General features: G+C 28.4%; 18 protein-coding genes. 14 read left to right on the top strand and 4 right to left on the bottom strand.

Going from position 1 to position 13866, the window contains the following annotated elements; translation table 11 throughout:
- Positions 1–437 (top strand): pyridoxal-dependent decarboxylase (locus tag I4U66_RS09465; protein ID WP_243240043.1); only part of this gene is annotated, 437 nt, incomplete at its 5' end.
- A 53-nt stretch (positions 438–490) separates the two neighbouring features.
- Here I4U66_RS09465 and I4U66_RS09460 read toward each other — a convergent pair.
- Positions 491–1216, bottom strand: a complete 726-nt coding sequence (locus I4U66_RS09460; RefSeq protein ID WP_092921560.1) for a DUF3298 and DUF4163 domain-containing protein — start codon at positions 1214–1216, stop codon at positions 491–493.
- 184 nt (positions 1217–1400) lie between these two features.
- Between I4U66_RS09460 and I4U66_RS09455 the strand changes: the two genes are divergently transcribed.
- Together I4U66_RS09455 and I4U66_RS09450 are read left to right on the top strand one after the other, a co-directional pair.
- Complete coding sequence (locus I4U66_RS09455) at positions 1401–2273, top strand: class I SAM-dependent methyltransferase (RefSeq protein WP_092921558.1); 873 nt, start codon at positions 1401–1403, stop codon at positions 2271–2273.
- Positions 2273–2944: an RluA family pseudouridine synthase gene (locus I4U66_RS09450; protein WP_092921556.1), complete on the top strand. Its 672-nt coding sequence runs from the start codon at positions 2273–2275 to the stop codon at positions 2942–2944. The genes I4U66_RS09455 and I4U66_RS09450 overlap by 1 nt, the downstream gene beginning before the upstream one ends.
- A 103-nt stretch (positions 2945–3047) precedes the next feature.
- Here the strand turns inward: I4U66_RS09450 and I4U66_RS09445 are convergent, their stop codons facing one another.
- Entirely contained in the window at positions 3048–3224 is a 177-nt protein-coding gene (locus I4U66_RS09445) for a hypothetical protein (RefSeq protein ID WP_176698619.1), read from the bottom strand.
- A 237-nt stretch (positions 3225–3461) separates the two neighbouring features.
- On the opposite strand from I4U66_RS09445, the gene I4U66_RS09440 reads away from it, so the two are divergent.
- The 4 genes from I4U66_RS09440 to I4U66_RS09425 all read left to right on the top strand — a co-directional run bounded on the left by I4U66_RS09440 (position 3462) and on the right by I4U66_RS09425 (position 5542).
- The gene (locus I4U66_RS09440; RefSeq protein ID WP_092921554.1) at positions 3462–4178 is read left to right on the top strand and encodes a UPF0489 family protein; all 717 of its coding nucleotides are present in this window, start codon (positions 3462–3464) and stop codon (positions 4176–4178) included.
- A gap of 36 nt (positions 4179–4214) precedes the next feature.
- Positions 4215–4712, top strand: coding sequence for an SEC-C metal-binding domain-containing protein (locus I4U66_RS09435; RefSeq protein WP_092921552.1), 498 nt, complete (start codon positions 4215–4217; stop codon positions 4710–4712).
- A gap of 9 nt (positions 4713–4721) precedes the next feature.
- The gene (locus I4U66_RS09430) at positions 4722–4883 is read left to right on the top strand and encodes a hypothetical protein (protein WP_092921550.1); all 162 of its coding nucleotides are present in this window, start codon (positions 4722–4724) and stop codon (positions 4881–4883) included.
- Positions 4884–5125: 242 nt separating this feature from the next.
- A complete protein-coding gene (locus tag I4U66_RS09425; RefSeq protein WP_092921548.1) occupies positions 5126–5542 on the top strand; it encodes a YxeA family protein in 417 nt (138 codons plus the stop codon).
- Positions 5543–5717: 175 nt separating this feature from the next.
- Here the strand turns inward: I4U66_RS09425 and I4U66_RS09420 are convergent, their stop codons facing one another.
- Both I4U66_RS09420 and I4U66_RS09415 read right to left on the bottom strand, forming a co-directional pair.
- Positions 5718–6638, bottom strand: a complete 921-nt coding sequence (locus tag I4U66_RS09420; protein ID WP_092921546.1) for a pseudouridine-5'-phosphate glycosidase — start codon at positions 6636–6638, stop codon at positions 5718–5720.
- Positions 6632–7726, bottom strand: coding sequence for a PfkB family carbohydrate kinase (locus I4U66_RS09415; RefSeq protein ID WP_166506124.1), 1095 nt, complete (start codon positions 7724–7726; stop codon positions 6632–6634). The genes I4U66_RS09420 and I4U66_RS09415 overlap by 7 nt, the downstream gene beginning before the upstream one ends.
- A gap of 168 nt (positions 7727–7894) precedes the next feature.
- Between I4U66_RS09415 and yabG the strand changes: the two genes are divergently transcribed.
- From yabG to I4U66_RS09380, 7 genes are all read left to right on the top strand, one after another.
- Positions 7895–8755 carry a sporulation peptidase YabG gene (gene yabG / locus I4U66_RS09410; RefSeq protein WP_166506123.1) on the top strand — a complete coding sequence of 287 codons (861 nt, stop codon included), beginning with the start codon at positions 7895–7897 and terminating at the stop codon, positions 8753–8755.
- A gap of 147 nt (positions 8756–8902) precedes the next feature.
- Entirely contained in the window at positions 8903–9169 is a 267-nt protein-coding gene (locus tag I4U66_RS09405; protein WP_092921540.1) for a Veg family protein, read from the top strand.
- A 92-nt stretch (positions 9170–9261) separates the two neighbouring features.
- Complete coding sequence (locus tag I4U66_RS09400; protein WP_092921538.1) at positions 9262–10812, top strand: DUF3794 and LysM peptidoglycan-binding domain-containing protein; 1551 nt, start codon at positions 9262–9264, stop codon at positions 10810–10812.
- A 111-nt stretch (positions 10813–10923) separates the two neighbouring features.
- A complete protein-coding gene (gene ispE, locus I4U66_RS09395; protein WP_195928789.1) occupies positions 10924–11805 on the top strand; it encodes a 4-(cytidine 5'-diphospho)-2-C-methyl-D-erythritol kinase in 882 nt (293 codons plus the stop codon).
- Positions 11798–12478 carry a GntR family transcriptional regulator gene (locus I4U66_RS09390; protein ID WP_092921534.1) on the top strand — a complete coding sequence of 227 codons (681 nt, stop codon included), beginning with the start codon at positions 11798–11800 and terminating at the stop codon, positions 12476–12478. The genes ispE and I4U66_RS09390 overlap by 8 nt, the downstream gene beginning before the upstream one ends.
- Before the next feature lie 180 nt (positions 12479–12658).
- A complete protein-coding gene (gene spoIIR / locus I4U66_RS09385) occupies positions 12659–13315 on the top strand; it encodes a stage II sporulation protein R (protein WP_092921532.1) in 657 nt (218 codons plus the stop codon).
- A gap of 15 nt (positions 13316–13330) precedes the next feature.
- Positions 13331–13846 (top strand): cell wall hydrolase, encoded by a 516-nt coding sequence (locus I4U66_RS09380; protein WP_166506122.1) that lies wholly within the window; start codon positions 13331–13333, stop codon positions 13844–13846.
- Positions 13847–13866: the final 20 nt, after the last annotated feature.

Genomic DNA, 13866 nt, shown 5'->3' with positions numbered 1-13866 from the left:
GTCAAGTTATAGGACAATATTATAACTTCTTACGTCTTGGATTTGAAGGATATAGACAAATACATCAACGTACAAAAGATGTTGCAATGTATTTAAGTAGAGAAATAGAAGCTACTGGTTTATTCAAAATCTATAATGATGGAGAAAATTTACCAATAGTATGTTATAGATTAAAAGATGATGTAAATGTAGAATGGACATTATATGATTTAGCAGATAGATTAGCAATGAAAGGATGGCAAATACCAGCATATCCATTACCAATTAATCTACAAAATACAATAATACAACGTATAGTATGTAGAGCAGACTTAAGTCATGATATGGCTGAATTATTCATAAGAGACTTAAAAATGGCTATAAATGATTTAAATAATGCCAATGTATTAGTTCATGGTAAAAAACAAGAAAATAAAAAATATGGATTTACTCATTAAGAATCACAAAAATTATTTAAAAAGAGTATGACTTCGTCATACTCTTTTTGTAATTACATATTTTTTCTAAGGTAATATCTAAAGTGTCTACTATTTAAAGTGTTAATATTTTGAGGAGAACAAAAGAACCTAGGATTAATGTAAGGGGCAAATTTTTCAAAGGACATTTTAAACTTAGGTACTCCTATATCTTTAGGTGCTATCTCATCTAACTCAAAGTATATAACGATTCCGTCATCTGTTATATAAAAAGCCTGATCTTCTGGAATATATAAATCGTAGTTTTCATAATATAAATCTCTATTTTGACTTATTTTATAATTAACATAGTTAGTAATAAGTGTTATATAATCAACATTTTCTTTAAAAATATCTCTAAGGTAGATAGTTTTTCCATTATTTAAGTCAATATTAAAATTATTAAGTTGGTTATAAAGTAGGCCTTCATTTTCTACAAATCCTTTAAGTGTTAATATTGAGCTTAGTACATAGTTTTTATTAAATGTAACAGCATAGCATGACATAATATTAAACTTTCTATCCATTTCTTCTTCTTCTTTTAAGGTTCCTTCCTTAAAGTCATTGACATTGGCCTTTATAGTACTATTTAATTGGGAAAGTATAGAAGGGTTAACCTTAAAATATGTATTTTTAAAAGCATAAAAAGAAGGATACTGTAAATCGTATGAAAATTTTCCATCTCTCCCAAAATCTTCATTAAATTTTACATGCAACAAATTATATATACAGTTGTATCCAACTTGAGAATTTCTCATCATAAAATCGCCCCCTATTAAAAATCAATTATTATATAGAATATGCTAGGAAACTAAATAAAATTAATAAAAAATAAAATTATATATACATAAGAATAAGTATATAAAGTATTGAAAATACCGAAAATATTAGTTAAATATATGATATAATACATAGATTAAGAATAAAAATTTTAGGAGGACATAAATGTTATTATTAGCAGATAAATGGAAAGACTATGAACTTATAGATATGGGTAACGGGGAAAAATTAGAACGTTGGGGAGATATAGTTTTAAGAAGACCAGACCCTCAAGTTATGTGGCCAATACCACATGAAAGTGGATTATGGAAAAATCCTCATGGACACTACCACAGAAGTAGTAGAGGTGGAGGACAATGGGAGCATAAAAAAAAGTACCCAGAGAAATGGACTGTTAGCTACAAAGAATTAAAGTTTAATATAAGTCCAACAGGATTTAAGCATACAGGATTATTCCCAGAACAAGCAGCTAACTGGGATTGGTCAATGGATAAAATAAGAAATGCAGGTAGACCAATAAAAGTACTTAACTTATTTGCATATACTGGTGGAGCAACAGTAGCTTGTGCAGCAGCAGGGGCAGAAGTATGCCATGTAGATGCATCTAAAGGTATGGTAACTTGGGCTAAAGAAAATTTACATACATCAGGTTTAGGAGATAGAAAAGTAAGATTTATAGTTGATGATGTTGTTAAATTCGTAGAAAGAGAAATAAGAAGAGGAAATAAATATGATGCTATAATAATGGACCCACCTTCATACGGAAGAGGACCAAAGGGAGAAGTATGGCAAATAGAAGATAAGTTATATGGTTTAGTTGAATTATGTACAAAAGTATTATCAGACAAACCTTTATTCTTCTTAATAAACTCATATACAACAGGATTATCACCAATAATACTTGAACATATATTAGATGCTACAGTAGCTAAGAAAGCTAAAGGTGGAAAAATATATGGTGGAGAAATAGGTATACCTGCATCTAAAGATGGGAAGGTATTACCATGTGGTATATTTGGAAGATGGGAGTCTAAGTAATGATTAAAGTCATATACGAAGACAACCATTTACTAGTAGTAGAAAAACCTGTAAATATACTATCTCAAGGTGATGATACAAATGATAAAGATATGGTAAATCTTTTAAAGCAATATGTAAAAGAAAAGTATAACAAGCCAGGGAATGTTTATATAGGATTAGTACATAGATTAGATAGACCAGTCGGTGGGGTTATGGTGTTTGCCAAAACATCAAAAGCTGCTTCAAGATTATCTGATCAAGTAAGAACTAAAACTTTTAAAAAAACATATAGGGCAGTTATACATGGAACAATGAATAAAGAAAGTGATACTTTAAAAGATTATCTTTATAAGAATAAGAAAACTAATATGGTTAGTGTAGTAAAAAAAGACCATAAAGAAGCAAAGAATGCTGAATTAAGTTATAAAACTTTAAGTACTAAGGGGAAATTTAGTTTAGTTGAAATAGACTTAAAAACAGGAAGACCTCATCAAATAAGGGTACAATTTTCAAGTAGAAAACACCCTCTATTTGGAGACCAAAGATATGGACAAGATGTAAATAAAGTTGGACAACAAATAGCTTTATGGTCTCATAAAATAGAAATAGACCATCCTACGACAAAGGAAAGAATGGAGTTTGTTTGTGAACCGCCACAAGAACATCCTTGGAATTTATTCGTTAAATAAAAAATATTGTATTTGATAAATTATATGAAATATTTTTATATAATCTAAAAAAGTGAAGTACTTCAAAATTATTTAATAATCTTGAAGTACTTCACTTTTTAATTTATAAGTTATTATCAAAACTTAGTGATAAAACACTATTTAGATTTATTAAGTCTATAGAATCTTCTTCAGTATTATATTGCATAGGATTAACACAAAAACCATTAGTTGTTGCGTAAGCTAAAAATGTTAAAGCTAAAGGTATTAAAAATATTGTTGTTGATATTAATGTTATCATTTTATAATTCCTCCTAAAATATTTAATAGTCTATGTTAAATAATTGATATTTTAAAATTTAAATAAGTTGTTCTTTCTATATACATATTATAAGATAAATATACAAAAAAAGCCTTACGTACAGATAACAGATTGATTACATTAGTGTAAGATAAAAGGTAGGTAATTAGAAAATAAAAAAATGTAAACTATATAGTATAATAATTTAGACAATAAATTAAAATAAAAGGAGATATTATGGATAGATACAAAGGATTTTATATAGATAGACCAATGGGAAATAATATATTTTCTTATGAGGAAAGAAGTAATAAAAGTATATTTGTACCTTCATTAATCGAAGGTACTTTAGAAGATGTTGCTGTTGGTGAAGAAATAGTGTTTAATGAGATTGATGAAGATAAAGAGATAAAGGCTAAGGGTCTTAAAAATATGGTTTTTTATAAAAAAGAAGATAAGGACATTTATATTTTCGATAACCACAACCATGCTCTTTATTTTTGGATAAATAGCTTAAAATCAAATAAGTTTAAAAAAGGTTGTAAATTAGTGCATGTAGACCAACATAAAGATATGAGGGAACCTGAAAATTACAATGTAGATATGAATAGTCTTGATGATGTATTTAGATATACAAATGAAGTACTTAATGTAGGTAACTTTATACAGCCAGCATTAAAGCACAATATTTTTTCAGAAGTAATAATAATTGATAGTTCTTATGGATTTGAAATGGATATAGAAGGAGAGTATGTGCTAGATATAGATTTAGACATATTTTCTAAAGATATGGAGTATATTTCTTATGATAAGAGAGTATCTAAAATAAAGGAATTAATAAAAGGTGCCAAAGTTATAACTATAGCAAGTAGCCCTTTCTTTATAGACCAAGAGTATGCTATAAAAGTATTAAAAGAATTATTTAATTGTGATATAATAGAAGAGTTAATCTAATAATTATATTATAGAAGGTTTTAGGAGGAAAAACGTATGAGTTTATATACTGAATGGAGAAACTTAAGTGATAACCATGAAAGTCAAGAAGCAGAAGTAAAGTTCTGGGAAGATTATTTAAAGGTAGAAGCTTCAATATACAACGAGTTATTAAACAATAAGCAAGAAGTTGTAGAAGGTGTAGTTAGCGAGTTAGCTGCTAAGTACAATACATCAGTTGAATACTTCATGGGATTCATAGATGGAATAAGTGAAAGTTTAAAAGAAGACATAACATTAGAAACTATAGAAGCAGATAGCACTATAAAATTAGATATAGATTGGGAAAAGTTATACTACAATATGGTAGCTGTAGAAGCTCATTGGTTATATAACTTACCAGGCTGGAATGAAATATTACCAGAAGCTAAGAGAAAAGAATTACAAAAAGCTTACAAGACATCTAAGACAGTTGTTAAAGAAGAAAAGGTTGGAAGAAATGACGCTTGTCCATGTGGAAGTGGAAAGAAATATAAGAAGTGTTGTGGAAAGTAAGGTAAATTTATGTTTATTCTAAGATACATGAACGAAGAGGATGACTTATCAGTAAAGGAATTTACAAACTTAAGTGAAGTAAAAAGCTATATATCTGAAAACAGTCTAGAAAGAACATGGCATCAAATAGAAGAAATAAAAAAAGTAATACCTAACTTAAAAGAAGATTAATATGTAGGTTACTCTGATGATTTTGAATTATTGGAGTAACCTTTTTTAGTTAGTGCTTTAAATATGTTTGCAGAAGATTGTTTATAATTGATATATTTATATGTTCTTTTTTATTTTCGTAACTTTATATCTAGTTGATAATATATATTATTTATTGAAAAACAATAAAATATATTGATTTAACAATAATAATATATTTTAATCAAATAAAGGAAAAATAGATAATAAAGGAGTTAATAATTTTGAAAAAAGAAAAGAATTATTTTAAAAATTTGATTTGTATAATTATTATAGGTATCTTAACACTAGGTATATATATGGGGGTTAAGATAAACAAAGATCCTTTTTTTTTAGATGAAATGAGAACATCAATTAGAACTGATAAGTATTTTGTAAAAATAGAACAAGATGGTGAGATTGAAAATAACAAAGAAAAAAATCCTTGGATATACAAATATGAAACAACAGCCTATAACACAAAAGGTAAGTCAATTAAGGTAAGTTTTTATGCAGATAAAAACTTGAAGAAAGGTGCATATATATGTGTACATGTTGGAGGCACTGGAGAGAAAAAAGATATCTATGGGGTTGATAGTTTTGAGGAAGTAAATATTAACGACGTACCTAAATTAGCTAAAGAAGAATTAGATATGAAGTAATATGATTTTCCAAGTACAATAAGTTTGATAATGTAGAAAATTTTAATTCTATAACATAACAAAATGCACATTATTTACTAATGTGCATTTTAAGTATAATAAACTATTAGATATATTATTATTATAAAATTAATAGTTTTAATACCTAAGTCAATAATAATCTAATGGTACTATATTAGTTGTTTATGTCTGCTAAGTCTTTCGCTATTTGAGCTGCAACTCTTGCATTGTTATAAACTAACTCTATGTTAGAATCTAAACTCTTACCAGCAGTTATTGTCTTAACCTTATCTAATAAGAAAGGAGTAACTTTTTTACCTGCTATATTTTTCTCTTCAGCTTCTTTTAAAGCAGATTCTATAGCATTTGTTATAGTATCATAATCCATTTCGTGTTCTGTAGGTATTGGATTACCTATAACCATACCACCTTTTAAATTTAAGTCCCATTTAGCTTTTAAAGCAGTAGCAACTTCCATAGAAGAATCTACTCTATAGTCAACACCAAATCCACTTCTTCTTGTGTAGAAAGCAGGGAATTCATCTGTACCAAATCCTACTACGGGTACACCGTTAGTTTCTAAGTATTCTAATGTTAAACCTATATCTAATATAGATTTAGCTCCTGCACATATAACAGCAACATTTGTATTAGCTAATTCTTGTAAATCAGCAGATATATCGAAAGTTTTTTCTGCTCCTCTATGAACTCCACCAATTCCACCAGTGGCAAATACTCTAACTCCTGCCAGATCAGCTAATATCATAGTAGTAGCTACTGTAGTAGCACCAGTTAATTTTTTAGATATAATAAAAGGTAAATCTCTTCTACTAGCTTTAACAACATCTTTGCTTGTTCCTAAGAATTCTATTTCTTCTTCAGTAAGGCCAACTTTTAACACACCATCTATGATAGCAATTGTAGCTGGAACTGCTCCATTTTCTCTTATTATTTTACTTACGTTTTTTGCCATTTCTACATTTTTAGGATATGGCATACCATGAGAAATTATAGTAGACTCTAATGCAACTACTGGTTCCCCTGCTTCTATAGCTTTTTTAACTTCTGGATGTACTTGTAAATATTTTTCTAACATAAAATCATCTCCTTAAGTATTTTTTCAACATTGTCTACAGACATATTTGGATTTATTGTATTTTTATGTGATAGCGCTATTATTGATGATGCTACAGAGAATTTAGTTGTATACTCTAGGTCAAAATCATTCATATGACAATACACTAAACTAGCTGTAAATGCATCTCCTGCCCCTGTTGCATTAACTATATCAACCTTTACTCCATCTAATTTAATGGAATTTTCTTTAGCTGCAGAAAATACACCATCTTTTCCAAGTGTAATAAATACTTTATTTACTCCTTGATCTAATAGGATTTTAGAACAAAGTTCTAAGTCTTTTAAATTATTTATTTCTATTCCAGATAAAGCTTCGGCTTCAAGTTTGTTTAGCTTTACAGTGTGGAATCGTCCTATTATATCTTTTATCTTCATACACTTTGCTGTTGAAACAGTATCAACAAATATAGGAATATGAGAATACTTAGAGGTTATATATTCTATAGCCTCTTTAGATAAATTTGTATCTATTACAATTGCTAATGACTCATTAATAAACTGATGTTTTGAGTTTATATATGAAGTATCTATTTTTTCTAAAATGTCCATATGAGATATAGCTACTTGCATATCATTAGAATCATTTAATATTGAAACATATATTGAAGTCGGCATTTCATTGGAAACAAAGCAATCTTCAACATCTATTCCAAGTCCTTTACATTCTGATAGTATCTTATTTCCATATAAATCATTTCCAATGGCAGAAATAAGCTTAGTATCTACCCCTAATCTACACATATTTTCAGCTATATTTCTTCCGACACCACCTAAAGATATATCAACCTTACCTGGATTAGAGTCAAACATAACAAGAGGTGAGTTAGTAGACCCTTGAATATCCATATTAGAACCGCCGATTACAGTTACATAATTACTTTTATTTAATATATAACCTTTTCCCCTGATATAACCTTTTTTCATTAGGTTAGTTATATGTACTGCAGTGGAAGAACGAGTTATAGATAGTCTATCCGCTAGTTCTTGTTGAGAAATCATAGGATTTTCTTTCAAAATATCTAAAATTTCTTTTTCTCTATCAGTCATATTTATCTCCTGAAATAAATATTTGCTTATATCGATAAGCATTTGTTTAATATTATATTAACATTATCTTTCCAATTTTTCAACAATAAAATGTTTTTATTCTTAAGGAACAAAAAAAAGTATCGAACATAATATAGATTAAGATAACAGTTATTAGGGAGGACGAATATGAATATAGGAGATATAGTAGTAAGAAAATCATATGGGAAAGATATAGTATTTAAAATAATAGCTTTTAGCATAGATGAAAAAAATGAAAAAGTGGCAATATTAAAAGGAGTAGCATTTAGAATATTAGCTGATGCACCAATAGATGATTTAGAGGCAGTAAGATTACCAAATATAAGAGATGTTTTATTAGATAAAAATGTAGAGTCCTTAATATCTCAATCAATGAGAAAAGCAAAGGAAAGAGAAAAAAAGATGAATAGGGCAGTTCCGAAATTACAAATGAATACAAATGTTTATGGTATGCCAGGAAAGGTCCTTCAAATTGATGGAGATAAAGAATATCTAAAACTATGCTTAGATGTTTATACAGAGTTAGGAATACCGGCAGTCGGAATTGCTATACCAGAGCCTAATCAGTATAAAGAAGTACGAGCACTGTTAGAAAAACATAATCCAGATATACTTGTAATCACTGGTCATGATGCTTTAACTTCTAAAAAAGGTAACACTACAGATTTAAGCAATTATAAAAACTCTATGAATTTTATTAAAACAGTAAAACAAGCTAGAAAGTGGCAACCTAATCTAGATAATTTAGTTATATTTGCTGGAGCATGCCAGTCAAATTATGAACAGTTAATCAAAGCAGGAGCAAATTATGCAAGCTCTCCAGGGAGAATAATGATACATGCTCTAGATCCAGTTTTTGTGGTAGAAAAAATAGCTTGCTCAAGAATAGATACTATAGTACCAATAGAAGAGGTAATAGAGCAAACTGTTACAGGTATGAAGGGTATAGGCGGGTCAGAAACAAGAGGTAAATTTAGATGGGCTATGCCTAAGTCTATAATTTATTAAAAATAATATCAAATTATATTGTATATTTTAAAAAATACTATTGACTTTTTTATCAAAAATATATAAAATAATTAGTTTAAACATTTGACAAAACCTCTTAAATGTGATATTATGTAAACATATAATCGTTTAAGAGAAGGTGATATTATGGCCACTGTTCAAACGCTAGATAATATAAGAACTAGCTTAGAGAGGCACTTAGGTAAAAAGATTTTACTTAAGGCAAATAAGGGAAGAAAACAGATTGTTACTAAGAAGGGGATACTAGAAAATGTTTATCCAAGTGTATTTGTCGTAAAAATATATGACGAAGCAAATGGTTATTCAAGAGTATCTTACAGTTACTCTGATTTATTAACATCTAACGTAAAGTTGAAAGTATTTAAACATCAAGATAAATTAAGTGTAAGTTAAAATTATACCTATCAAAAATAGGTGTAATTTTTTTTTTGTTCCTTAAATATAAATATAGTGTGATAGTTTTATTTAATACAGGGGGGACGAAGATGGAATTAATTAAAGATGTAATTAAAGTAGATAATAGAATAGACTTCGGTAAATTTCAAACGTTTATAGAATCAGAGGTAGTTGTACCAGATAAAAAAGCAGATGTATATGACATTATAAAAACAGAAGGTTACATAGCAATTAAAAAAATAGAGGTGGCAGATGGCAAAATACATTGTAGAGGAAGTTTCAACTATAATGTAATATATATAACAGATGATAAAAATACTGTTTCTAGTGTAGATGGAAGAATTGATATAAATGAAGTTATAGAAAAGGATAATATAGTCCAAGACATGGAATATATGTTATATCCTGAAATTGAACATGTTGATTGTACTATTATGAATGAAAGAAAGATAAAAGTTGGTGCTCTTATGAATGTAAGAGGTAGCTTATTTGACAAAAAGAGATTAGATATAGTTAAAGATGTATCTCAAGTTGAAGGGATACAAAAACATAGAAAAGAGATAAGTTATCAAGACATTATAGGTATAGAGAGAACAGAAAGTGTAATAAGGGATACTATAAATGTTAATACAGAAGAAATACAATCTATAATAAGTTTAAATCCAAATGCTAGGATAAAAGAAACTAGGATAGCAGACAATAAAGTAATCGTTGGTGGGGTACTAGAAGTAAACCCGTTGGCTTGTACATATGATGGTGAACTAGTAGAGTTAGATAGAATTGGTATAGATTTTACACAATTTATAGAGGTTCCTGGAGCTTGTGATGGTATGAAAGAAGAAGCTATGTTATTTATGGGAGATTTTAACCATACATTTAAGCAAAATGGAGATAGTAATACGGGTATACTAGATATAGATTGCACAGTTAGTAGTAAAGTTAAAGTAACAGATGAAACTACGAGAGAGGTATTACAAGATGCGTACTCTCCTCAAAAAATACTAAAATTTGATCATAGAGCTATAGATGTAAATAAAATATTATACAGTGGAACAGAAAATTTTGTTGTAAAAGAAAGCATAAAGAATGATAAAGATGATATACAAATAAAGGATATAGTTAGTGTTTGTCCATCAATATCAATAGAAAATGCTTATATAGAAGATAACAAGAGTGTTATCCAAGGTATAGTAAGAGTAGATATTCTTTATGTTCCAGTGGAAGGGCTAAAAATGGTTTATAGAATAAGTGAAGAAATTCCTTTTGAACATGATATAGAGATAGATAGATTAACAGATACTTGTAAGGTATTTAATACAGTTAGTATAGAAAAAATAGATGTAGACTTAAATAGAGATGAAATAGATATTAATATGAAAATAAAGAGATTTATAGAGGGTATAGATAAGAAATCAGAAAGTTTTATAATAAAAGGTGATGATTTAGGAATTTATGATTTATCTAAGGCTCCAAGTATAATAGTTTATATATGCAAAGAAGGAGATAGTCTTTGGAATATAGCTAAGAAATATAATACTACAGAGGAAGAGATAGCAGAGGTTAATGAGATAAAAGTTGATGAACCATTAAGACCAGGAAAATGTTTAATATTAGAAAAGAAGGTCGTTTTAGCAGATTAAAATATATTGTAAAAAATAAAATAATAGGGGGGACAATCCCCTATTATTTTATTTTTTGTAGTATAATGTTAATAGCTGAGAATACATTATACTATATACAAGGAGGATATGATGAATTCTATAGAATTAAAAAGTAGAGCAAAAATTAATCTATCTATAGATGTGCTAGGAAAAAGAGACGACGGGTACCATCTAGTAGAAATGATAATGCAGACAATTGACTTGTATGATGTTATAAAGATAAAGCAATTAGATACAAATGACGTCGTTATAAAGAGTAATAGTAGCCATATACCACTAGATAATGACAATATAGTATACAAAGCTATTGAACTTTTAAGGCAAAGATTCAATATAAATAAAGGGATTGAGGTATTTATAGAGAAAAATATACCTGTAGCAGCAGGTATGGCAGGTGGGAGTTCAAATGCAGCAGCAGTATTAGTTGGACTTAACAAACTATGGAAATTAAATTTAACAGAGCAAGAGTTACAGGAGCTAGGTTTAAAGTTAGGAGCAGATGTTCCATACTGTATTTCTGGGAAAACTGCATTAGCAGAAGGAATTGGAGAAAAACTTAGTTACATAAAAGGGCTGCCTAAAAATATAAGTATACTTATATGTAAGCCTAACCTATTTGTGTCTACAAAAGATGTATATCAAGGTTTAGACTTAAATAATATAGAAAATAGACCTAATAATAAACTTTTAATTGAGTGTCTAGAAAAAGGGGATATAGATTCCTTATCAAAAAATATGTCAAATGTATTAGAAAATGTAACTAGTAAAATTCATAAGGAAATAAATGGAATAGAAGAAATAATGATGGCTAATAGTGCTTTAGGTTCTATGATGAGTGGTAGTGGACCTACAGTATTTGGATTATTTGATAAATCTGAAAATGCACTAAAGTGTAAAGACATACTATTACAGCAATATTCTCAAGTATATGTTGTAAGCAGTAGTGAAAAAGGAGTTGAAATTTGTGGATAACTTAACTAAATTAAATCTAGATGATTATAAGCCACTAAGAGATGTAGTATTTGAAAATCTTAGAGAAGCAATAGTAGAAGGAAAGTTAAATCCAGGACAAAGATTAATGGAGGTTCAGCTAGCAGAACAGTTAGGCGTAAGTAGAACTCCAGTTAGAGAAGCTATAAGAAAACTTGAGTTAGAAGGGCTTGTTGTTATGTTACCTAGAAAAGGTGCTTATGTAGCTAATATGTCATTAAAAGATATAATAGACGTATTAGAAATAAGAGCAACACTAGAAGGGTTAGCATCATCTTTAGCAGCAGAAAGAATAAATCCAGAAAATATAAAAGAACTTGAAAAAATAGCAAAAGAATTTGAAGAAAGTGCTAAAAGCTCAGATGTTGATGCCCTTCTTAAAAAAGATGTAGAATTTCATGAGTGTATATTTAAATCAACTAACAATAAAAAACTTCATCAGTTGATAAATTCTTTATGGGAGCAAGTATACAGATTTAGAGAGACATACATAGCTGATTATGAAACAGTGAAAAATATAATAGATGAACATAAAGCTATTGTAGATGCAATAAAAAAGGGAGATAATGAACTTGCTAAGAAATATGCTAAAGAGCATATTGAAAAAGCAGAAAACTTTATGATAGAAAGAACAGTGAATAATAAAGAAATTTAAAAGAAGGTAAAACCTTCTTTTTTTATTGTAACAAAATAAAAAAATTTCTATTTTTTATAAACAAATTAAAAATAGAATTCTTATGTGTGATATAAAGTAATTTAAAATTCAAATGCAAAAGTATAAAAAAGTGCAGATTGGATATACTCAAAATAGAAATATTTTGAGGGGGAAATAATTATGAATAAGATAAGGATAAGATTGATAATATTAGTATTAAGTCTTATAGGCGTTATAAGCCTAATGACACTAACTATAAATGGAGAGGTCAAAAATATAAATTCATTATCAGAAAATTATAAAGATAAGTTAATTAGATTTCATGTTATAGCAAATAGTGATTCAGATGAAGATCAAGAACTAAAGCTAAAAGTAAGGGATGCGGTTATTGAGTATCTTCAACCTAAACTATCAAAATCAAAAAATATAAGCCAAAGTGAAGAAATAATAAAGAATGAATATGACCAAATAGAAAAAATAAGTGAGAATATTATAAAAGAAAATGGATATACTTATGACATAAAGGTAGGGATAGAATATAGTAATTTTCCAACTAAGCAATATTCAAGTGTAGTTCTTCCAGCAGGGGAATATAAGGCTTTGAAGATAGTTATCGGAGAGGGAACAGGCAAAAATTGGTGGTGCGTAATGTTTCCACCTTTATGTTTTATAGATGAAGAAAATGGAGTTATAGATAAGGCTACAGATGAAAAGTTAAAGGAAGTATTAACTGAAGAAGAATACAATTTAATAACTCATAAAACTAAAGAAGAAGTTAGTAGAGTAGAAGTTAAATTTAAAATAGCAGAAATCATAGATTCAATATTAAAAAACTAAAGGAGTGACATAAGAATGGGCAGGTGCTATAAATCTATAGTATCGTTAATTATTTTATTCTACATGTTGTTATGTACGAATGTGGTACTAGCAGAAGGAAAAGATTTAGGAACAAGTGAAGTACCTACTGTAGAAGAAGGTATTACCAAAAAACAAGAAAAGGAAGTTTTAAACATAACAAATGATGAGCTTTTATTGTTATCTAGATTAGTGTCAGGAGAAGCCAGAGGAGAATCTTATGAGGGTCAGGTAGCAGTAGCGGCAGTTGTTATAAATAGAGTAAAAGATCCTAGATTTCCAAATACAATAAGAGATGTTATATATCAGAAAAATGCTTTTTCTGTTGTAAATGATGGTTCAATAAAAATGGATCCAACAGAAAGTGCATATAAAGCAGCAAGAGAAGCTTTATATGGAACCGATCCAACTAACGAATCTATATATTTTTGGAATCCAGATATAGCCACTTGCAAGTGGATAAAAACTTTGAGTCCTCATATGAGAATAGGGAACCATGTGTTTGCAAAATAATAGTGAAAATTGATGAAAAA

Source organism: Romboutsia sp. D33t1_170424_H2 (assembly GCF_015669105.1).
Lineage (GTDB): Bacteria > Bacillota > Clostridia > Peptostreptococcales > Peptostreptococcaceae > Romboutsia_C > Romboutsia_C hominis.
This window is presented reverse-complemented; position numbering and strand designations above follow the sequence as displayed.

What these genes read in the sequence shown, in the direction of transcription:
- I4U66_RS09460 (WP_092921560.1), bottom strand. Translation starts at nt 1,216, where the DNA reads ATGATGAGAAATTCTCAAGTTGGATACAACTGTATATATAATTTGTTG.
- I4U66_RS09455 (WP_092921558.1), top strand. Translation starts at nt 1,401, where the DNA reads ATGTTATTATTAGCAGATAAATGGAAAGACTATGAACTTATAGATATG.
- I4U66_RS09450 (WP_092921556.1), top strand. Translation starts at nt 2,273, where the DNA reads ATGATTAAAGTCATATACGAAGACAACCATTTACTAGTAGTAGAAAAA.
- I4U66_RS09445 (WP_176698619.1), bottom strand. Translation starts at nt 3,224, where the DNA reads ATGATAACATTAATATCAACAACAATATTTTTAATACCTTTAGCTTTA.
- I4U66_RS09440 (WP_092921554.1), top strand. Translation starts at nt 3,462, where the DNA reads ATGGATAGATACAAAGGATTTTATATAGATAGACCAATGGGAAATAAT.
- I4U66_RS09435 (WP_092921552.1), top strand. Translation starts at nt 4,215, where the DNA reads ATGAGTTTATATACTGAATGGAGAAACTTAAGTGATAACCATGAAAGT.
- I4U66_RS09430 (WP_092921550.1), top strand. Translation starts at nt 4,722, where the DNA reads ATGTTTATTCTAAGATACATGAACGAAGAGGATGACTTATCAGTAAAG.
- I4U66_RS09420 (WP_092921546.1), bottom strand. Translation starts at nt 6,638, where the DNA reads ATGTTAGAAAAATATTTACAAGTACATCCAGAAGTTAAAAAAGCTATA.
- I4U66_RS09415 (WP_166506124.1), bottom strand. Translation starts at nt 7,726, where the DNA reads ATGACTGATAGAGAAAAAGAAATTTTAGATATTTTGAAAGAAAATCCT.
- yabG (WP_166506123.1), top strand. Translation starts at nt 7,895, where the DNA reads ATGAATATAGGAGATATAGTAGTAAGAAAATCATATGGGAAAGATATA.
- I4U66_RS09405 (WP_092921540.1), top strand. Translation starts at nt 8,903, where the DNA reads ATGGCCACTGTTCAAACGCTAGATAATATAAGAACTAGCTTAGAGAGG.
- I4U66_RS09400 (WP_092921538.1), top strand. Translation starts at nt 9,262, where the DNA reads ATGGAATTAATTAAAGATGTAATTAAAGTAGATAATAGAATAGACTTC.
- ispE (WP_195928789.1), top strand. Translation starts at nt 10,924, where the DNA reads ATGAATTCTATAGAATTAAAAAGTAGAGCAAAAATTAATCTATCTATA.
- spoIIR (WP_092921532.1), top strand. Translation starts at nt 12,659, where the DNA reads ATGAATAAGATAAGGATAAGATTGATAATATTAGTATTAAGTCTTATA.
- I4U66_RS09380 (WP_166506122.1), top strand. Translation starts at nt 13,331, where the DNA reads ATGGGCAGGTGCTATAAATCTATAGTATCGTTAATTATTTTATTCTAC.